This window comes from Paenibacillus sp. MMO-58, assembly GCF_037146255.1.
GTDB lineage: Bacteria > Bacillota > Bacilli > Paenibacillales > Paenibacillaceae > Pristimantibacillus.
Genome location: NZ_JBBCVY010000006.1, coordinates 332,671 through 354,287, shown reverse-complemented (window position 1 = coordinate 354,287; position 21,617 = coordinate 332,671). Strand labels below are relative to the sequence as shown.

Here is a 21,617-nt window from a genome sequence, read left to right as displayed (position 1 = left end):
GCAGAATCGAATTCCCTGCGAAGAGGTGCAGTCTTGCTGTTGGTCAAACGAATTTTAACATTAGCGATTCCGTCTATCGCCACCTTCTCCTCCATGACTTTTACCGGATTGCTGGTGCTAATGATCGTCGGAAATCTAGGTGCAGCGTCCATTGCGGTAGTCGGCATCACGAACATTATCATTTACAATCTATGGGCCTTATTCTCCGGCGTGCAAGGAGCGATTAACTTCCTTGTCGCCCAGAACTATGGCTCCGGCAATATCCGGCAGGGAAACCAACGGATGCAGATTGCGCTGATCATTACGGCCGTACAGGGGATTGCCCTGCTCATAGGCAGCTTCCTGCTTCCTTACGGCATTCTCTACTTGATGGGCTCGAACGAGACCATTCTCACTCTTGGCTCGCCTTACCTGCTGGTGAGAATGCTTGCACTGATCTTTACGATGTTTAATACCGTATTTTTTGCTTATATGCGGGCCGTTGGGGATACGCGTACGCCAATGGCTCTCTCGATCGTCAATAGCGGGTTGGTCGTAAGCTTAACCTATGTCCTTGCCTATGGAAAGTTCGGTTTCCCGGAGCTTGGGCTTCAAGGTGCGGCGTGGAGCATGGTAGCTGCCGAAGGAGTAACCTTTCTGTTAAGTATAATCGTTTATTACGGTTTCATGAGCATTCCGTACGCAACGCGGGGCTGGATACGCATCGAGGTACAACAGGTTCGCCTGCTGTTGTTCGAGAGCATTAAGCTGGGCATAACGGAGCTGTCCAACAGCGTGGGGATGCTCGTGTTTACCGCATGCATTACGAGGCTTGGCACAACCGCTATAGCCGCCAATGAGATTGCGCTTAACATCTTATCCTTCGGGTTTATGCCTTCGAATGGCTTCGGCGCTGCGGCTACGATCGGGATTGGCCAGGAAGTAGGCAAGGGCAATGGTGCTTATGCCCGAAGATTCGGTATCGTGACGGTTTATCTAGGCCTTATCTTTATGGCGTTGATTTCGGTTGTCTTCTTCTTGTTCGCCTTGCCAATCGCCAAGCTGTATACCTCGGAGACGGCGGTGTATGAAACGGCGATATCGCTTATTCATCTAACCGCTTGCGTTCAGTTGTTCACGGGGGCAAACATTATTTTCGGCGGCGGACTTCGAGGCATAGGAGACACGACGTTTTTATCCCGGACGGCACTTGTCTTGAACTGGCTGTTATTCATCCCGCTAACGATTCTATTAACCAGGGTGCTCGATTGGGGGCAGACCGGCGCTTGGTCCGCGCTATGCTTGCTAATCGTACTTTCGGCGGTTGCCAACGGATGGCGCTATCTGACGCTCGACTGGTCCCGAGTGAAAGCCACGACGGGAAAAATACCGGTAACATCAGCAGCGGGACATATGTAAAAATGAGCAAACAGCCGGTTATTGCAACCGGCTGTTTTTGGCATAGTCTTTTTGAGCAACTGTTGAGTTAGTTGCAGCAATTCCAGCCCCACTCTGAGACGTCCATTACGGACGTCTTTGTTTTTGTACTACGAAGAACCTTCTAGTGGCAATTGACAGGGTTTTATTTTAGAAACTATTAACTCTTTGTCTAGTTCCTAAGCCTTAATAGCTAGATTCCTCTGACATATATTGTGATATACTGTAGAAAAATAGAGCTCTCTGCGGCTTTAGAGAGGATAGCATACCTATGAAGATTCTACCTAGAAGAGTTTATGCTGCGTTACGGTTTCTTCTGCCAGAAATGCAGCTCATTCAATTGGTTAAAGAGAAAGGTTTCTTTGCCCCTAAGGAGCCTTCATCTCCTAAGCGAAAAAAAGAAACCCAACAGCAGTTTTCTCATGAATATCAGCAAAGTAATTCCAGATCTAATCACAGAGGAGCGGCGGCAAATTTTAATCCTTCGATTGGAGCTGGCAATAACTCCGTAACAGCGAATAGTTATTCTGCAGCTACTTCAAATGTTGAAACATTCGAAGTGAGCACTCGTCAAATCGAGAAAATTTTCCAATCCATAGAGTCGGAGATCAACAGCAGGGTATTTGGACAAGAATCCTTAATCACGGAGTTGATCGCCGCTTATAAGCAAGGATATATCAATGAACGCAAAGGACAAGCCCGTAATGTGATTCTGTTGGCGGGAAATGCAGGCACTGGCAAAAAGACGATACTCGACCAGTTGGTTAGAGCCATGCATCCGCACAGGCTGAGTCCTAAGCAGCAAGCGGTGGAAATCGATCTAAGCCGGTATGAAGAGGACGAAATCTCGGGTAATTTCATTACCGATATGTCCAGTGCTTTTGCGGAAGGGGAAGGTACGGTTATATTCCGTGGTTTCAATGAGGCAAATGCTTCTATTATTAACTTAGTTGCACAGCTTGCATCTGAGGGAAGCTTTCGCATTAAAGAAGGGGTGCGTATTAACGCAGCCAATTTTTTTCTGGTCTTTTATATGGATTATCCAATTACTAAACGCGAGAATGGCAATCAGATTCCGTCTGATATAGCCGGACAAATACCTGTACCCGTTTTGCACAGCATCAGGACTGCCGTCATTTCTCTGCCTCTAGATCATCAGTCTCTAGAGCGAATTACGGAATCTCTAATTAATAAAGCCGTAGAGAAATTATCGGAGCAAGCAGAAGTATCGGTTTCCGTTTCTTCTTCTGTAATTGATGCGTTAGCAGAGATGGCCGCGATGAACAAAACGTTTGGCGAGGCTGTTCAATATTGGATAGACAATGAGCTTATGCCAGTGGTGACAAGCTTGCGTGCAAGAAATGAGATCCGCAGGAACGACAAAGTCAGAATCAAGTTTGAGAATGGTGTATTTTCGGTAGAAACGCGTCAAATTGAGGTTCCGATCAAGTTACAGTCATTTGACCGCTCGGAATCCGTTGATGAAGTCCTGCAAGAGCTTCAACAGTTAACCGGATTGGAGTCGGTAAAGCAATTCGTGAAGGAATTGCTGGAGACTGTGCAAGTCAACCGGCTCAGGTCGCGGGAAGGCCATCATGCTGTAGCCATGGCGCTGCATATGGTATTCACCGGTAATCCGGGAACAGGCAAAACGACGGTCGCCCGCTTGGTTGCGCGTATTCTGAAAGCAATGGGCTTATTGTCCCACGGTCAGCTGGTAGAGGTTGCAAGACAGGATCTTGTGGGTCAATATTTGGGTTCAACCGCTCCAAAGACAATGGCCAAAATTAACGAAGCAATAGGCGGCGTTTTGTTTATTGACGAAGCCTACACTCTGGCACGTAACGACAGTGATTCATTTGGCCTTGAAGCCATTGATACGATAGTTAAAGCGATGGAAGATCACCGCGATAATCTCGTTGTTGTCATTGCCGGCTATACGCAAGAAATGGAAACCTTCTTGCGAGCAAACCCGGGGCTGCGTTCAAGATTTCCGTTTATCGTTGAGTTCCCGGATTATAAGCCGGATGATATGCTGGATATTCTCCTTCGCATAGCTAAGTCGAACGGCTTCGAGATTGATCAGAACGCAAATGAGGGACTCTTGGAGCTGTTCGGGCAAAGACAAATTCCCGGCCGCAACGACAGCGGCAATGGCCGCTTGGTCCGCAATCTTTTCGAGGAGGCCGTTCGCAAGCAGTCTACTCGTATAAGCAAAACAGGCGAAGCTAATCTGCAGCTTCTTATCGGGGATGATTTTGGAATCGGCGAGAAGGAATCATTTAATATTGAGAATGAACTTGCGGCCATTGTTGGCATGGAAAAGGTCAAGGCGTTCATCCGGGCGTTGGAGAAACAGCTGGTTGTTGACCGGAGACGCAAAGAAGCAGGCATTCATGTCGACACGGGGCAAACGATTAATATGATTTTTTCCGGTAATCCGGGTACAGGCAAGACAACAATGGCCAGATTGCTCGCCCGCATGCTTCAATCAATGGGATATTTAAAGAAAGGCCATCTTGTTGAGGTCGATCGCTCAGATTTAGTAGCGGAGTATGTGGGCCAAACGGCAAACAAAACCAAGATTGTGGTAGAATCAGCGCTTGGCGGCGTTTTGTTTATTGATGAGGCTTATGCCCTAGCGCAAGACGGTGTTCAAGGCGGGGGGTTTGGGAAAGAAGCCATCGATACTCTTGTTCGTCTGATTGAACTGCATAAGGATAATCTTGTCGTAATATTAGCGGGTTATACAGAAGATATGCAAGATTTCGTTCGGGTTAATCCCGGGATTTCCTCTCGTTTTCCGCTGCAAATAGAATTTCCCGATTATACAGCCGACGAGATGGAGCGCATCGCTTCAATAATGATAAAATCCCGAGGCTTTGTAATGGATCCCAATGTGAGCCAGTTATTACGTCATTATTACGATAGGAAGCAAATTCCCGGAAAGAAGGATGGAGGCAACGGCCGTCTTGTCCGCAATACATTGGAAGCGGCAATTCGTCAACAGGCAGAACGGCTGGCGGAGCATCCGGAAATTGCATCGGATAAGCTTAATGAACTTCTTGCAGAAGATTTTGGCATATTAGTGGAAACTAATCCTGCTGGCAATTCAACGAATGCTCTAAGCACGTTGGATGAAGTGGTAGGATTAGCATCGGTTAAAGAGTTTGTCCGCAGCCTGTCCGCACAAATTGAAGTAGCCAAGCGAAGACAAGAGCTCGGGCTTCAGAAGGCAGCCGCCCAAACGCTTCACATGATATTCAAAGGCAATCCGGGTACAGGCAAGACGACGATTGCCCGCATCCTGGCCCGCCGATTAAGGGAACTTGGAGTAATTAAATCGGATACTCTTATAGAGACTGATCGCTCGGGATTAGTCGCCGGATATGTTGGCCAAACAGCCCTTAAGACGAAAGAAGTCATCGAAAGCGCTCTTGGCGGGGTGCTCTTCGTGGATGAAGCGTACGCGTTGGCGGAAGGGGATCAGTTCGGCAAGGAAGCCATTGATACGCTTGTAAAGGCGATGGATGATTATCGGGATAGACTCTTAGTCATTCTGGCCGGATACGATCAGGACATGGAGAGATTTCTCGACCAGAATGCCGGACTACGATCAAGGTTTCCTAATATTATTACGTTCCCGGACTATTCATTAGACGAACTCGTTCAAATTTCTCAAAACATGGTTAGATCACAAGGCTACGTCATGCAAGAGGAAGCTGAGAGTAAGCTGCGCGACATCCTGGAGGAATATCAGGGGAATCAAAGCGCCGGAAATGGACGTTTGGTACGGAATTTAGTTGAGAAGTCAATAAGAAATCATGCATTGCGATTAAGCACCAAGGTTGATGCGACAGCTGAGGAATTATCTACAATTACAGCTAAAGACTTTGTAGAGTAGGGGGCGAAAATAACTTGAAATGGTTGATAGCGATAGTATTCCATCCCATCATGATAATAATGATTTTATATATGCTTCTAATGCCCATTATGTCATATGAAGATGCGATGAACATATTAAAATATGAAATACCAGATATACAAGTGAATTTTATGATAATCAGTTTTGTATCTTTACTAGCCTTTATAGCAACACGAAGCCGTTTCTTGGGAAAACCGTATCGTAAAATTACGATTCTGCTGCCCCTGCTTCATATGTGTATTTACACCGGGATAGCCATTAATGCAGGTATCGTCTTCTTAAACAAATGGGCGGATGAGGGGCTTTACTCTAAAGGAATGGCTATCGCCTTGGCTCTTACTACCTTTGTTGTCTTACGATTACTGATGTCCTTGTTGTATTGGAAAGTACCGATTGTTCAGAGGGAAGAGACATAGCCTTATTAGGGGGAACTTATGGAAATTAATAGACGCAATAGGCAGGAGAACAGCAATAATTTAAATAATATTCGACAGCCCGATACGGAGCAACGCGATTCGCAACGATCCAATTCCGATCTTGAATACGAAACCATAGAACCACGGAAACCACACTGGGCCAAAAAACATTATTTCTGGATTGGCATTACGGCATTAATCACTTTTGTGGGTGCATTATTCTTAGGTTCAACAAAAAACTACAGTATGCAAGACGTAGTCTCTAATGGTATCGGCAAAGGGATGCCTGCCGGTACAACTTTGATTTCTAAGGATGAAGGCGTAGATTTAACTGCTAGAGATTTTGATATCAAAATAAAACAAGGAAAAACTTCCAGCCGCGTTCTCATTTGGGATTTCGCAAGCGAGGATGGCGATGTCGTAACGGTAAAAGTGAATGGTGTTGTTGTTGCAAGCAATATCGGCATTATGAATACTCCGGTACCGCTGGAAATCCCGATACCAAGCAAGGTCGAGATTGTGGGCGTCAAAGATGGTGTGGGAGGCATTACCTACGGCATTAAGTTTCCGGGAGCAGCAAGCAATAACTCCTATTTTAATATAGCACCAGAGGGTTCAGCTAACACTTATAATCTGACTATTCCTTAATGTGTTAATTCATTTTCATAAGCTGTTAAGAATGACCCTGGTGAGTAATCCCGGGGTCATTTTTATTCGTTTAAGCGAGCTGAAAAAATAATGTACAATCCCCGGCCCCACCCACACAAACAAAGCCGTCCTTTCGGGCGGCTTTTTGCTGTCTGAAAGGGCCTGTGATAAGCCAGATAAGGAGGTAGGGAGGTAGGGTATGTCACTGAAGAGCGCAAGCGCAGATTGGCTATCCCCCTTCACCTTCAGCGCAAAAAACCACCTCCGGTTCGGCTTTGTTTAATCCCAAACTATAAAGGATAAGATCCACTCATGGTTTTCGATTTCCCTCAAATCTACAATAAAACTATCACAAGAGAGAAGGGAAAACGCTATGAAAAATGGAGTCATTCGGGAATTGTTTAAAAATCGCACCTTACTGCTTATGTTCCTCCCTGTAGCGGTACTCCTATTTTTGTTCAACTACCTGCCGCTGGCCGGACTTGTAATCGCCTTCAAGGATTTCGATTTTACCAAAGGCATCTTCGGCAGCAACTGGATGCATCCGCTGCTCGATAACTTTGATTACCTGTTCTCCTCGGACACCGCGTTTCGGGCCGTGAGAAACACGATTCTGCTGAATGCGCTGTTTATCACCGTGGGCCTCATTTTCGAGGTTGGATTCGCGCTTCTGCTGAACGAGGTCAGGAACAAATATTTCAAACGGGTATCGCAGTCCTTGACGTTCCTGCCGTTCTTTATCTCCTGGATCGTCGTTGGCGTATTCGCCTACAACCTGCTCGACTTCGAGAGCGGCGCAATTAATCATTTCCTTACGACCATTGGCCTCAAGCCAATCGATTTTTACAGCGAGGCGGGCTTATGGCCGATCATTCTCACCATCGCAATCAGGTGGAAGGCAACGGGTTACGGCACGATCATCTACCTGGCGGCACTGACCTCCGTCGATAACTCTTATTATGAAGCGGCTTCGATCGACGGAGCGACAAGGTGGCAGCAGATCCGTTACATCAGCCTTCCGATGCTGCGTCCAACGATCATAATATTAACGCTGCTCGCCGTGGGAAGAATTATGAATGCGGACTTCGGGATGTTTTACGCGATGGTTGGCGATGCTTCCCTGCTGTTCCCGACAACAGACGTTATCGATACGTTCGTGTATCGCAGCTTGCGCAAATCCGGCGATATCGGCATGGCTTCCGCGGCAGGGTTCCTGCAGTCGATGATCGCGTTTGTCCTGGTTATCGCGAGCAACTATGCAGCACGCAAAATCGATAAAGATTCGGCCATCTTCTAGAAAGGAGGAAACACGATATGCCCGCAAAAAGATTCTCAATCTCGCAATCACTCATCGTTCTCGTCATTTCCTTGTTCAGCTTGTCCTGCCTCTTCCCGTTCATCATGGTTATATCGGGCTCGCTAAGCACAGAAAACGACATTATCAATTACGGTTACACGATATGGCCGAAGCACGTTACGTTTGACTCCTACCGGATCCTGCTCCTCGGCTCCAACCGGATTATCGATGCTTACGGCATCAGTATTCTCGTTACGGTAGCCGGAACGATCCTGTCCGTATTCGTTACCAGCATGGGCGCTTACGTTATGGCAAGACGTTCCTTCAAGTACCGGAATATTTTATCCGTCTACGTCATCATTACGATGCTGTTCAACGGCGGTCTGGTACCTTGGTATATCATCTGCGTACATTATCTGAATCTGAAAGACACGCTCTGGGCACTGATTCTACCGATGCTCGCCAACGCGTTTAATATGTTTCTGATCCGCAACTTCATGAATTCGATTCCCGAGGAGATTAACGAGTCGGCGAAAATGGACGGAGCGGGGGAATTCAAAATTTTCTACCGCCTGATCATGCCGCTGTCGCTACCCGTACTGGCAACCGTTGGATTGTTCGTCGCCTTGAGCTACTGGAACGACTGGTTCCTCGGCCTTATGTTCGTCGACAAGCAGGAGCTCCAGCCCCTGCAGCTGCTGCTGAGAACATTGGTATCCAATGTTGAGTTTCTTAAGAGCTCGAGCAATGCTTCGGCGATGCAGCGCATATCGGCGCAAATTCCGTCGGAATCGATCAAGATGGCGCTTACCGTTGTTACGATCGGCCCAATTGTTTTCCTGTATCCGTTCCTGCAACGTTATTTCGTCAAAGGCCTCATGGTAGGCGCAGTAAAAGGATGACTATATCGGCTAACGCCGTGTAGTATATAAATCATAAGCATAAGGGAGAGGTCAGGATGAAGAAGAAGGTCCGCATTATGTCGTTAGCTCTCGCTACTACGATGTCGCTTAGCTTAATGCTGTCGGCATGCAGCAGCTCTAATAACGGCAACAAAAACACGCCTAGCAATAGCAGCAGCGGCGGGAACACTCCTAAGGAAAGCACAGCAACCGAAAGCACGGAGCCGGAAAAAGAAGTGACGCTGAAGTTCTACTTCGGCGGCGATAAAAAAGCGGCTACGGACGAAGTATGGTCCAAAGTCAGCGATTACGTGAAAGAAAAAGGACTTAACGTTAAATTCGATATCAACTTCATTCCGTTTGGCGACTTCAAAGATAAAATGCTCGTTATGGCCGCTTCCGGCGACAAATGGGATATGAACTTTGACGGCGATTGGTTGTCCTACAAGCAAATGGCGGCAAAAGGCTCTTACATGACGCTGAACGATCTGCTGCCGGAATACGCGCCTAACCTGTACAAGAAATACCAGGAGCAAGGCACGCTTGGCGCGGCTACCGTTAACGGCAACATCGTGGGCCTGCCATGGACGATGAAGATGAATGAACGCAAATTTGTCGCTTGGCGCTCCGACCTGACGGAGAAAGCGGGTCTGGATATTCCGGAAGGCTCCGTCAAAACCATCGAGGATATGGACAAATTGCTCCGACAGATGAAGGAAGCTTACCCGAACGAAAGAATCAACCGCACAACTCCGCTGTCCATCTATATGATTCGCGACGAGTGGGTTGACCTGAACTTCCACGGTCTTGGCTTCTATCTGAATGATCCGGCCGTAAAAGTACAACCGGTCGAGCAGCAGCCTTTCTACCTGGAGGCGTCCAAGCTGGCGAAAGTATGGTATGACGAAAATCTGATCAACCGCGATGCGATGATCGACAAAACGGATGAAGCAGCCGAGTGGAGAAACGGCAAGAAGCTTGTAACCGTAACTTCCCACGAATGGGTGGAAGCTAACCCTGGCTTCTCCGATCCGTCCTACAAGCTGACGTCTTCCGAGTTCTATCCGGACAAAAAGTTCATTAACCGTACCGCGCTGGCTAACGTTGTTGCGATCAACCGCAACTCCAAAAACGCCGACCGCGTGCTCCGCTTCCTCGACATGATCGAGACGGACAAAACCTTGTATGACCTTGTGCAATACGGTATCGAAGGCAAAACCTATGTCCTGAACGGCGACACGGCCGAATATCCGGAAGGCATGGATACAACAACAAGCAATTACATGGAGTGGGGAGGCCAATGGGCGTTCTGGAAGCCGCAATTCATGCGTCCTACGATGACTTACGGACCGGGCTTCTGGGAGAACGAAGCGAAGTTCGCAAGCGAGCCTAACAACGTCAACTCGCCAATCGACGGTCTGTTCCTAGCGGAAGACACGATGAAGAACGAAGTGGCGAAACGCGATGCGGCAAGCGACGAACTGAGCAGACCAATCGAATTCGGCGTAGTTAAAGATGTAGACAAAGCGGTTAACGACTACATCGAAGCACAGAAGAAAAACGGTCTGGATACCATCATCACGGAGACTCAAAAACAGATCGACGCATTTCTTGCGAACAAGAAGTAATCCAGCAGCAATCAGCTAACCTATCGCACAGACAAACAAGAGAAGCCAGCCTGATGACACCTATGGGAGGCTTCTCTTTTTCTCGGCCTTGTAAGCGGATACAACACTCAAATAACATCTGCAAACTGGAGGTTTGATTGTGATTACGAACCGAAATTGGACAAGAGCACGTGCCGGAATGGCGAAAATGCTAGTCATGCTGATGATTTTCTCTTCTGTTGGTTTTATCGGGTTGCCTAGCGTTAATGCGGCGGACGATGTTCCGGATACGGCGTCGGTTACGCTTGGAGAGACACCGCTGGAGAGTGGTATCTCCGGCAGAGCGGGCGATAACGGAGACGGGCTTCTAACGGGTACGGAAGCAGACACGCCTTATTGGCAGACGAATAAAGCAGAAGGCACCACCTATCTGTATATGAACGTGAGCGACGATTACTTATTCGACAGCGCGGATTACGATGTTGACGTAACCCTTCGCTACTTCGATGAAGGAAACGGCAGCTTCCTGCTGCAATACGATGCGCAGTCGGCTGCTTTCAAGGACAGCGCAAAGTTTACTTACGGCGATACGAAGACATGGAAGGACTACACCTTTAATCTGAGCGACGCCAAATTCGCCAACCGTACGAACGGTTCCGACTTCCGGATCGCCATTGAAGGCGGCGGGATTAACGGCGAGCAGAATCCGGACTTGAAGCTAGCAAGCGTGACGGTCAAAAAGACGCTTAAAGAATCGGCCACTCCGGAAGCCAGCATTACGCTTGGCGCAACCCCGGTATCGCATGGCATTACAGCCCATCCTGGCGATGGCGCTGCGGAGAATCTTTTGACAGGCGAGATTGGCGGGAAGACGTACTGGAAAACGAACCAGACGATCAGCCCAACCGACCATGGCGCCAATATTCTTTATTTCTACTTTGACGTTTCGGACAGCTTTTTGTTCGATAACGCGGATCAGGATGTTTTCGTAACAGTCGAGTATTACGACAGCGGCAGCGGCAGCATGAAGCTGCAATACGATGCCCAGTCGGCAGCCTTTAAGGATGCGCCTGAATTTACTTACACGAACACGAATACGTGGAAAAAACATACGTTTAAGCTTGGCGACGCGAAGTTCGCAAACGGCACCAACGGCGGCGACTTCCGCCTACACGTATCCGGGCCGGGGGCGATTGGCGCCAATCCGGATCTCTATATCGCTTCGGTATCGGTAAAAACCCAGCCGCAGCAAAATGCCTCAACGGAGACCAAGGTGTACGACACGGTCTATCCGACGGATGATGTCGTGATCGCCGATATGAGCGTGAAGGACTTCGGCGCTGCCGGCGACGGCGTGAAGGATGACACCAAAGCGTTCCAGGACGCGCTTGCCGCAGCAGGCAAACGCGGGGGCGGCGTTGTTTTTGCGCCGGCCGGAACGTATAAGCTGACTAGTCATCTGATTGTTCCGACAGGGGTAACGCTGCGCGGCGACTGGATTAGTCCTGATGCAGCCGGTGGCGAAGTAAAAGGAACGATCCTGGCTGTCTATGCCGATAAAGGCATCGAGAACGGCCCTAGCTTCCTGCAGCTGGCGCCGGTGAGCGGCGTGACGAACTTGTCCGTCTGGTATCCGGAGCAGTCGCTGAATGCACCGGTTGCTTATCCTTGGACGTTCGAGCAGCTTTCCGGCGACAGCATGACGGTCAAGAATGTGACGCTTGTCAATTCTTACAACGGCATCAAGATTGGTCCTAGCTGGAACGAACTGCATTATGTACGGAATCTGTACGGTACGGTGCTGAAAACGGGCATTTTCCTCGACTTCACGACCGATATCGGAAGACTGGAGCATATCCGTCTGGCGTCGTCCTATTGGGCGGACTCCGGCTTGGCAGGCTCGCCGCAGCTGGCAGAGCTGAAAGCCTATACGACCAGTAACACCGAAGGGATTGTCATGGGCCGCTCGGACTGGGAGTATATGTCCGATATTGACCTGGCCGATTTCAAGAACGGTATGCGGATTACGACAAGAACGGGCAGCCTGGAGACGGCTAATGCCCAGCTCTACAAAATCAATGTTCATGACAGCAACGTGGCGCTGAAGGTTGAAGGCGTTAACGATTTTGGACTTTTAATCTCGGACAGCAGCTTTAAAGCTAACGTAGGCGTTGAACCTAAAGCGGTCTATGCAACCGAAGGCTTCCACTCCATCGTTCAATTCAACCAAGTAACGTTTGGCGGTACGCCGCATCATGCGGTTGTGAATGAAGGCAGCGGCGTATTGTCGTTCGAGAACAGTACGTTCGAGAACTGGGATGATCAGAACGGCGGTTATGCGATTGCCGCGAAGGGCGGCTCGCTTATTCTAGGTCAGTCGGCTTTCTCTAAAGCTGCCAAGCATGTGCTCTTGGAAGGCAGCGTGGCAACGGTTAATTCGGTCAACTCCGGACATAACGGCAGTCTCGCGGTAACCGATAACAGCGATGCGGCAGAGGTTAACGTTCATCAGGACGCGAAATATGTGCTGGAGCAGCAGCCAACCGTTGCGGCGCTTGATCTGGCGAACCGTCCGAAACCGGCTAACAACAGCCTGTTTGATATTACGGCTGCCCCTTACGAGGCAGACAGTACCGGCGAGACGGATGTATCGGCGAAAATCCAACAAGCGCTTGACGATGCCGATGCGGCTGGCGGCGGTACGGTTTATTTGCCGGCGGGTATATACCGCGTCAATAATCCGCTTACGGTTCCCAGCGGCGTAGAGCTGCGCGGCTCATGGGATGTTCCGCATCATACGATTGGCGGCGGTACGGTTCTTTTCACCAACTACGGGGAAAATAGCCCTGACGGCGCTGCGTTTATCTCGCTTGAGCAGGATGCGGGTCTTAGAGGGTTATCCGTTTATTACGACCAGCAGAGCTGGACGAACGTGAAGCCTTACGCCTGGACCGTTCAAGGCAAAGGCAGCGGCGTTTATCTGATTGATACAACCCTTATCAACCCTTACAAGGGCGTAGATTTTGGCACTTATGATACGAGCGGCCATTATATTGATTACGTTGCCGGCTCTCCTCTGATGGAAGGCATTTTCCTCGGCGGAGGCGCTGACGGCGGATTCATGCGCAACGTTCAGTTCAACCCGCATTATTACGGGCGCAACAATTTCCCTAACCATCCTTCCACGGATCAGGACTTTGATGCGGTATGGAGCTACCAGAAGGAAAATCTGGATGCGTTCCGGATTGGCGAAGTGAAGAGCGAGACGATCTTTAATACGTTTGTATACGGTTCGAAATACGGGATTCATTTTGAAGAGCAGAACGGTATTGGACCTGAAGCCGTTGTGATCGGCCACGGTACGGACGGCAGTAAGAAAGGCGCCGTGCTGGATGCCGCGGGTGAAGCGGGTCTGAAGCTGATTAATACCGAGCTGGTGTCGATGAGCTCCTCGGATAAAGTGTATGTTGTTGTAGGCGAGGATTTTGATTCCAAGGCCGTATTCTTCAACTCTTCGATGTGGGGAGATACGACGCGTTCCTTTGATATTTTTGGAGGAGATGTCCGTATTCAGCAGAGCAACTTTACGAGAGTCGGACAGCGCGGCATTAACGCGGCTCGCGGCGACATTACGCTGTACGATTCCTACTTCCAGCAGCCGAACACCAATCATGTCTATGCCGGTCCGGACATCGAGAAGCTGATTATCGCGAACAACCTGTTTAAAGGCGGCTTGCAGCTGATCAATGAAGCGGGGACAAAGGTGACGGGTTCGAACCTGGTACCGGTTGCGCTGGATTTGGTGAAAGGCGAGTTCGACGAGAGCAACCCGGCTAACGCGAATTTTGCCCTGAAGCTGACCAACATGACGGAATCCGATCCGCTTGCGGGCAAGATCGAAGTTATTGCGCCGGACAGCTACAAGGACAAATTTGTACCTGTTCGCTTCAACGGTATCGCGCTTGGAGAGAGCGTGCTTGTGAAACTCCCTTATTTGTCCGGGGACACTCTGAAGTACAAAGTAACCCTGGATAATGGCTATTCCTATGTGACGCAGGTGAAAACCGCTCAGTCGTTTGCGACGCGCAAGGACGACAACAGCCAGGTGCAGCCTAATATCGATATTTCAAGCTCCACCAATTACTCGAGCCTAGGCGGCATTTGGGGCGGCAAGGACGATCTGAGCGCACAGGCAAGCGTACGATACGATAACGATAATCTGTATGTAACGGTACGCGCTACGGACAATACGCATTACCAGACTTGGACGAACGGCGATATTTGGCAAGGCGACAGCTTGCAGCTTGGTATCGATTTATCGAGAAAAGACGGCTCCGCCAGCCAAAACGTAAACGAGCTGGGTTTTGCCCTTACGAACAGCGGCACCGTCTCGAAGTGGAGATGGCGTGCGCCTGCCGGAGTAGCTTCCGGAGCCTTTAATGTCGGCGAAGCCGTCATTACGCGTGATGAAGCGACTCATCAGACGGTGTATGACATTACTCTTCCGCTCGCTGCTCTGCATGGTGCAGGTTATACCTTCTCGAAAGAGGATCCGCTTGGTTTGACGATTTTGCTCAATGAACATGACGGCGCCGGCCGTTCCGGCTTTATCGAATATAACCAAGGGATTGGAACAAGCAAGGATGCTACGCAATTCGGCGATCTTTACTTGCTGAGCTTGGATTACGAAAGTCTGCTCGAGCAATCGGCTGAAGCAGCGGTAGCAGCGGCCGAACAGTCGAAGGACATTACAAGCATTGACGCTGCAACCAACTTTGTCAGCCTGCTTCCGCAAGGAACGGTGAAATCCGGACTGTCGGCAAGATTGTCGGCACTTGGCGGAACAACAAATCCGGGTAACGGGTCGGGTAATGGCTCAGGATCCGGTGCTGGTCAAACGGATCAGCCGAAGGTGACGGTTGTAGCGAATGGAGCCGTTCAAGTAGAAGGCAAGGGAACGCTTGATGCCGGTTCAAAACATGCAAAACTTTCGCTGACTGCTGCGTTACTGGATCAAGCCTTCTCGAAAGCAACGGCTGGTCAGGACGGCAAGAAAAAGGTCACCGTGGTGATTCCTAGCGCAGCTGGCGCAAATGGCTACTCATTGGAGCTTCCTTCAAGCTATGTGAACCAGCAGTCGCCGGATAAGCAAATCGAACTGGTAACTCCGACAGGGACGATTCTGCTCTCCAGCGATATGCTGAAGCCGGATGCGGGTAAGCTTGGCCAGACGGTTACAATCAGCATTGGCAGCGCGAATACCAGCGGTTGGGGCGAGCAGCTGAAGAAGAAGCTTGGCGACCGTCCGGTCGTAGATTTATCGATCCAGTCTGCCGGTCAGACCATTGACTGGCTTAACAGCCAATCGCCGGTGACGGTATCCATTCCGTATACCCCTTCGGCTGCCGAAAAAGCCGATGCCAAAAAGCTGACCGTCTGGTATATCGACGGAAGCGGCAAGCCGTTCCCTATACCTAGCGGACAGTATAAGGAAGCGGCCGGAAGCATCGTATTTACGACAAAGCATTTTAGCCAATACGCGGTTGCTTTCGTGCAAAAATCGTTTGGCGATCTGAACGGCTACGCATGGGCGAAAGAAGCGATCGAGGTGCTTGCGGCGAAGGGAATCATTAACGGCCTATCCGATACGTCTTATGCTCCTGGCGCATCGATTAAGCGGGGGGATTTCGTGAAGCTGCTCGTCGATACGTTTGGATTTTCAACGGACACTCCGGGCAGCTTTGCTGACGTGAGCTCGAATCGTTATTATGCCATTGCGGTAGGCACAGCCAAGGCTCTTGGTATTACGAACGGTGCCGGCGGCAACCGGTTTAATCCGGAAGCTCCGATTACGAGAGAGGAAGCGGCAACGTTTATCGAACGTGCTCTTGCCGCTGCGAAGGCTGGTCTTCCAGCCGGCTATGATGATGTGCTTGTTGGATTTACCGATACCGGCGAGATTTCGGCTTACGCGAAGAGCAGCATAAGCGCGCTTGTAAAAGCGGGACTCTTGCAGGGTCATGACGGACTGCTGGAGCCAAAAGGCCAATTGACGCGGGCGGAAGCAGCTGCATTGTTCTACAGGATATATAATCGATAATTTACCTTGAGGGGAGCCGGATTCTGAGCAGGAATCCGGCTCCTTTTTGGCGTATTATTAGCGTACTAAACATGCCTTTGCACCAATAAGCTAGACAAGTAGTATTTTATCGAAATACAGACACTGGAATGGCTATTCATGTTGGGAGGCTATATGGGATGAGCAACATTCGAATTGGTTTTATTGGAACGGGAGGTATTGCCGGCTGGCATGCCAAGCAGCTGCTGGAGCTCCCGGAGGTGCAAATTACCGCTCTATCGGATACAAGCGAAGGCAATCGCATTGCTTTTGCTGAAAAATTTGGTTTGCAGGATGCCCGGCAGTTCTCCGCCTATGAGGAAATGCTTGAGCAAGGCGAGCTGGATGCGGTTGTGATTTGTTCGCCGCATACGCTTCATTTCAGACAAGCCTACGATGCGCTGGATAGAGGACTTCATGTGCTTATAGAGAAGCCGATGACTTGTTCGTCGGCTGAAGCGGAGCAGCTTATCCAGAAGGCGGAAGAGTCGGGGAAAGTGATGCAGGTGTCGTATCAGCGGCATTTTCAGCCGGAATTCCTGTATATTAGGGATGCGATTGCAAGCGGCGAGATCGGCAGGCTGACCTCTGTAACCGCTTCACTTAGCCAAGAGTGGTACCAGCTTACGGAAGGCACATGGAGGCAGGTTCCATCACTCTCCGGCGGCGGATTCCTAATGGACTCCGGCAGCCATATTATCGACGTGCTGCTATGGACGACCGGAATGACTCCGGTGGAAGTGAAGTCCCAGCTTCAGAACCATGGGGCGGCGGTTGAGATCGACAGCTTCACTTCCATCCGCTTTGCGGAAGGGGTGCTTGCGGGCTTGAACTTTGCTGGCTATGCCCCCGGCTGGAACGAGACGTTTGCGTTCTGCGGGGACGACGGCGGTATCTACTATGACAACGGCAAAATTACGCTTCGCCGTTTGAACGAGGAGCCAATCGTACCGGAGCTTCCGGAGCAAACCACGAACCAGGACAAAAGCTTCATCGACGCCATCTTTGGCCGCCACGAAGTACTTGTCCCGGGCGAGTTCGCACTCAAGGTCGTGAGCTTGAGCGAAATGATCTATCAAGCAGCGGGTTACGACCCGCTGAAGAGATAATAACAAAGGGTTGCCCCGTTATCGAGGCAACCCTTTGCTATTGTTTGCGGAGGGGCCTTTCCTTGTTTACTGAAAGGCTGAAAACCGCCTGACAGAGGTCCACGTTCTCGGTCTGGGGGCGTAAGGCTTACTTCACCTCAAACTCACCCACCAGGGCGAGGTTACTGGAGCTTGGGCCGATCAAGGCGCGGAAGGTGCCGGGCTCGACGGTCCACTGCAGGTCGCGGCCGAGAACGCGGAGGTCGCGAGGGGTCAGCGTAAACTCAACGGTTGCCGTTTCTCCGGTTTGCAGGTGGAGCCGCTTGAAATGCCGAAGCTCTTTCTCCGGACGCGCGACCGAGCTGAACACGTCGTTGACATAGAGCTGAACGACCTCGTCGCCCGCACGATCCCCTGTATTGGTTACGTCAAACGTCACGGCGATACTATCATCCACACCGATCTCTGCCGATTCCAAACGAAGATTATCGTATCGGAAGGTGGTATAGCTCAGGCCGTGGCCAAAGGGATAGAGCGGCTCGTTATTGCCGCCGACATAATGCTTCTGCCCGCCGCGGCGGCGGTTATAGTAGACCGGAATCTGCCCGATGGTCCGCGGGAAAGAGATCGGCAGACGGCCAGCCGGGTTGTAATCGCCGAACAGCACCTCGGCGATTGCGTTGCCGCCTTGCTCGCCAGGATACCAGGCTTCGATAATAGCCGGAATATGTTCCGATTCCCATTCCAACGTGATTGGACGTCCGTTCTGAAGAATGAGAATGACCGGTGTTCCCGTCTCGTACACCGCCTTCAGCAGCTTTAGCTGGTCGCCCGGCAAATCCAGGCTGTTCCGGTCAATACCTTCCCCGCAGGTGCGCTCGGAATCGCCAAGCGCGACAACAGCGACATCGGCCTGAGCCGCGACGACTACCGCATCTTGAATGCCAATCGTGTTATGATTCCAGCCAAGCACGATTTCGACGCCGTTTGTATCCTTGCAATATTCTACGCGGATATCGTATTCGCGACCGGCTTCCAGCTTGACCGGCACGCTGCGCTTGGCGCTCTTATCCTTGCCCCAGCCATCTACAAGCAGCTCGCCGTCCAGCCAGAAGCGCATGCTGTCCTGACTAATCGTTCCGATATAGCCGCTGAAGCTATGCTTTGGAACAAGCTTGCCTGTCCACCGGACGGAGAAGCCCATCGTGTTAACGCTTTGATCCGGCTTCGTAATAACCCAGTTGAAGTTGATGTTCCGGTCCAGCTTGCTCAGCACAGGCTCGCCTTGCAGCTCCGGATTATTGAAGTATTCGCCTACGAGTCCCGGATTGCCGCTGCCGTCATAGAGGCAGTCCGCCGGAATGGCTTCCAGCTCATCGGCCAGAATGCCCGTACCCTTGGCATACAGCACCTTCGTCTCGGGGGAAACAGCTCGTTTAATGCCCTCGAGCAGAGTAACCGGCTCAAAGCCTTCGATATAAGGCGTGTAGTCGCCAAGCCGGACTTCAGCCGCGCTAGGTCCGATAACCGCTATACTGGACAACGATTTACTGAGCGGAAGAGCTTCAGACTCGTTTTTCAGCAAAACAATCCCTTCCCGCGCCGTCTGAAGCGCCGTCTGTCCATGCTCCTTACGGCGGATTACGCGCTTGGAAAGCTCCGGATCCGAATAAGGGTTCTCGAACAAGCCAAGCATGAACTTCACCTTCAATACGCGGGAGACGGCTTGATCCACCACCGCCGCGTCCAATTCTCCGCCCTCTACCATTTCGATAATGGACTGTTGGTAGAGTTCATGCGGATAGTCATAATATTGCATATCCGTACCGGCGACAAGCGCCTGGCGAATCGCTTCCTTTTCCGAATCAGCCGTAAAATGAGCATGCTGCAGGCGGGCGATAGCTCCAAGGTCGGAACGGACAAAGCCCGGCATATTCCACTGTCCGCGCAGCACTTCCGTCAGCAGGCTGTAGTCCGCGGAGCAAGGAACACCGTCGATCGAGTTATAGGAGCACATCGCATTAACCGCGCCAGCCTCCACAAAAGCCGCTTCAAAGACCGGAAGGTGGTAGGCATGCATATCGTTAAGGCCAATCGATGCGGGAGAGTGGTTTAGTCCGGATTCCGGAATCCCGTGTACGGCAAAATGTTTCGGCTCCGCAATGATGCTGGTATTCGCAGTTAGATCATCGCCTTGAAGCCCTTTGATCATCGCAACCGCCATGCGGCTCGCCAGATGCGTATCCTCGCCAAACGTCTCTTCCACGCGTCCCCAGCGCGGCTCGCGGGCCAGATCCAGCACCGGTCCAAACGTTTCGTGAATGCCGACGCTGCGCGATTCGGCCGCGATCTGTTGACCAATCTCTTTCACTACCTTCGGGTTCCAGGTGGAAGCCATGGTGATCGCATGCGGATATACCGTAAAGCCCGGCCTCAGCAGGCCATGAAGCGCCTCTTCGCTGAACAGAATCGGGATGCCAAGCCGTGTTTCTTCCACCGCATAACGCTGCAGCTGGTTATTGGCCTCGGCCGTGCCGTATAAATCATGGAGACAGCCAATGCCGTCCTCGCCAACCACCTCTTTTACCTTATCCCAGTTCGCTACCGCATCGTCAGCCATAACGGTAATCATATGCGGGTGAGTAGCACTCATAAAGGAAGCGCCGAAATATTGATCCAGCTGGCGGACCTTCTCCTTCATCGTCATTCTTCCCAATAAATCTTCCACGCGCTGCTCAATCGGAGCATCCGCCTTTTTGTACAGAGCCACATTGGTGTTAACCATTTCGCATTCCTCCTGATACTTGATCTAGCATGGCTATATCTAATCTAGCGCAAGAAAGGGCACCTAGACATAGCTCAAGCGAAAGAGGCTAAGAATGCGACAGAAAGTTTAAATATGTCTCATTTAGAGCACGCCTAAACCGGACTAGAATGGGAGGGAGCACGACAAGAGGAGGGTAATCGAATGGCAAAAATAACGGGAATCAAATGTATTCGCACCCGCAAAAACGGGACCTGGACCATCGTCAAAGTGATAACGGACCAGGATGGGCTGTACGGGCTTGGCTCCGCATCCGATGTCTATAATCCGGAAGCGGTCGTGCAAATTATCGAGCAATTGCTTGCCCCTCTATTAATCGGCAAGGATGCCGCCAATATAGAAGATTTGTGGCAGACGATGTATATGAGCGGCTATTGGAGAAACGGCGCATTGCTGCATACCGCAATCGGCGGCATCGACATGGCGCTGTGGGATATAAAAGGCAAGGAAGCGGGGCTTCCCGTCTACCAGCTGCTTGGCGGAGCTTGCCGCGCTGCGGTTCCTTGTTACGGTCATGCCGGCGGCAAGGATATCGCCGAGCTGAAAGAGGATGTGCACCGGTTTATTGAAGAAGGCTACTCCGTCATCCGCGTACAGATGGGCGGTTACGGAGGAGGCGGCTTTATTGATCGGGATAAGGCCAATATCCCGCAGCAGGCATGGGGCAGCGGTCCGGTGTTTGACGAGCAGTCATACTTGCATGCGATCCCGCATATGTTCGAACAGCTGCGGAATGAATTCGGCATGGGCGTTCAGTTCACCCATGACGTGCATGAGCATCTGACGCCGGTGAATGCGATTCAGCTTGCGAAGCGGGTTGAGCCCTACAGCCTGTTCTTCCTCGAGGATGCCATCGCGCCGGAGCAGATCGGCTGGTATCGTCACTTGCGTCAGCAATCCGCTACTCCTCAGGCGGTTGGCGAGCTGTTCGTGAATCCGCAGGAGTGGACGCAGCTGATCAAGGAGCAGCTGATCGACTTTATCCGCGTGCGCGTATCCAAGGCGGGAGGCATAAGCGCCTGCCGCAAAATCGCCGCTTTAGCCGAAGCGTTTGGCGTACGTACGGCTTGGCAGGAGGGCGGGGAAAACGATCCCGTCAATCAGGCGGCAGCCGTTCACCTCGATATGGCGATATGGAATTTCGGCATTCAGGAAGTGAACCATTTCAAGCCGGAAGAGAAGGATGCATTCGAGGGGCATATCGAGCGGAAAGGCGGCTATTTGTATCCGTCGCAAAAGCCGGGTCTCGGCATAGAGCTGGATGAGCTGAAGGCGCAGCAGCTGCTGGGAGAAGGCTGGAGCAAATCGGTGTATTTCAATCCTTATCAGCTGGACCGCAAGGCGGACGGCACGCTGGTACGCCCATAATTTCTTCA

The 21,617-nt window shown here is 50.9% G+C and carries 11 protein-coding genes; 10 read left to right on the top strand and 1 reads right to left on the bottom strand.

Annotated features, from left to right (window positions below; genetic code table 11):
- Window positions 1-33 precede the first annotated feature (33 nt).
- The 9 genes from WFJ73_RS19975 (at window position 34) to WFJ73_RS19935 (ending at window position 17,438) form a co-directional block, all read left to right on the top strand.
- Window positions 34-1,398: an MATE family efflux transporter gene (locus WFJ73_RS19975; protein WP_336774718.1), complete on the top strand. Its 1,365-nt coding sequence runs from the start codon at window positions 34-36 to the stop codon at window positions 1,396-1,398.
- Between the two features lie 577 nt (window positions 1,399-1,975).
- A complete protein-coding gene (locus WFJ73_RS19970; protein ID WP_336774717.1) occupies window positions 1,976-5,320 on the top strand; it encodes an AAA family ATPase in 3,345 nt (1,114 codons plus the stop codon).
- Between the two features lie 14 nt (window positions 5,321-5,334).
- Window positions 5,335-5,757 carry a hypothetical protein gene (locus WFJ73_RS19965; RefSeq protein ID WP_336774716.1) on the top strand — a complete coding sequence of 141 codons (423 nt, stop codon included), beginning with the start codon at window positions 5,335-5,337 and terminating at the stop codon, window positions 5,755-5,757.
- Between the two features lie 18 nt (window positions 5,758-5,775).
- On the top strand, window positions 5,776-6,405 hold the full coding sequence (locus WFJ73_RS19960; RefSeq protein ID WP_336774715.1) for a hypothetical protein: 630 nt from the start codon (window positions 5,776-5,778) through the stop codon (window positions 6,403-6,405).
- 373 nt (window positions 6,406-6,778) lie between these two features.
- Entirely contained in the window at window positions 6,779-7,702 is a 924-nt protein-coding gene (locus tag WFJ73_RS19955) for an ABC transporter permease (RefSeq protein WP_336774714.1), read from the top strand.
- Between the two features lie 17 nt (window positions 7,703-7,719).
- Window positions 7,720-8,604 carry a carbohydrate ABC transporter permease gene (locus WFJ73_RS19950; RefSeq protein WP_336774713.1) on the top strand — a complete coding sequence of 295 codons (885 nt, stop codon included), beginning with the start codon at window positions 7,720-7,722 and terminating at the stop codon, window positions 8,602-8,604.
- Between the two features lie 56 nt (window positions 8,605-8,660).
- Complete coding sequence (locus WFJ73_RS19945) at window positions 8,661-10,232, top strand: extracellular solute-binding protein (RefSeq protein ID WP_336774712.1); 1,572 nt, start codon at window positions 8,661-8,663, stop codon at window positions 10,230-10,232.
- Window positions 10,233-10,371: 139 nt separating this feature from the next.
- Complete coding sequence (locus WFJ73_RS19940) at window positions 10,372-16,311, top strand: S-layer homology domain-containing protein (RefSeq protein WP_336774711.1); 5,940 nt, start codon at window positions 10,372-10,374, stop codon at window positions 16,309-16,311.
- A gap of 158 nt (window positions 16,312-16,469) precedes the next feature.
- A complete protein-coding gene (locus WFJ73_RS19935; protein ID WP_336774710.1) occupies window positions 16,470-17,438 on the top strand; it encodes a Gfo/Idh/MocA family protein in 969 nt (322 codons plus the stop codon).
- A 127-nt stretch (window positions 17,439-17,565) separates the two neighbouring features.
- On the opposite strand, the gene WFJ73_RS19930 is transcribed toward WFJ73_RS19935, so the two are convergent.
- Window positions 17,566-20,202 carry a glycoside hydrolase family 3 protein gene (locus tag WFJ73_RS19930; RefSeq protein WP_336774709.1) on the bottom strand — a complete coding sequence of 879 codons (2,637 nt, stop codon included), beginning with the start codon at window positions 20,200-20,202 and terminating at the stop codon, window positions 17,566-17,568.
- A gap of 183 nt (window positions 20,203-20,385) precedes the next feature.
- On the opposite strand from WFJ73_RS19930, the gene WFJ73_RS19925 reads away from it, so the two are divergent.
- Entirely contained in the window at window positions 20,386-21,609 is a 1,224-nt protein-coding gene (locus tag WFJ73_RS19925) for an enolase C-terminal domain-like protein (protein WP_336774708.1), read from the top strand.
- Window positions 21,610-21,617: the final 8 nt, after the last annotated feature.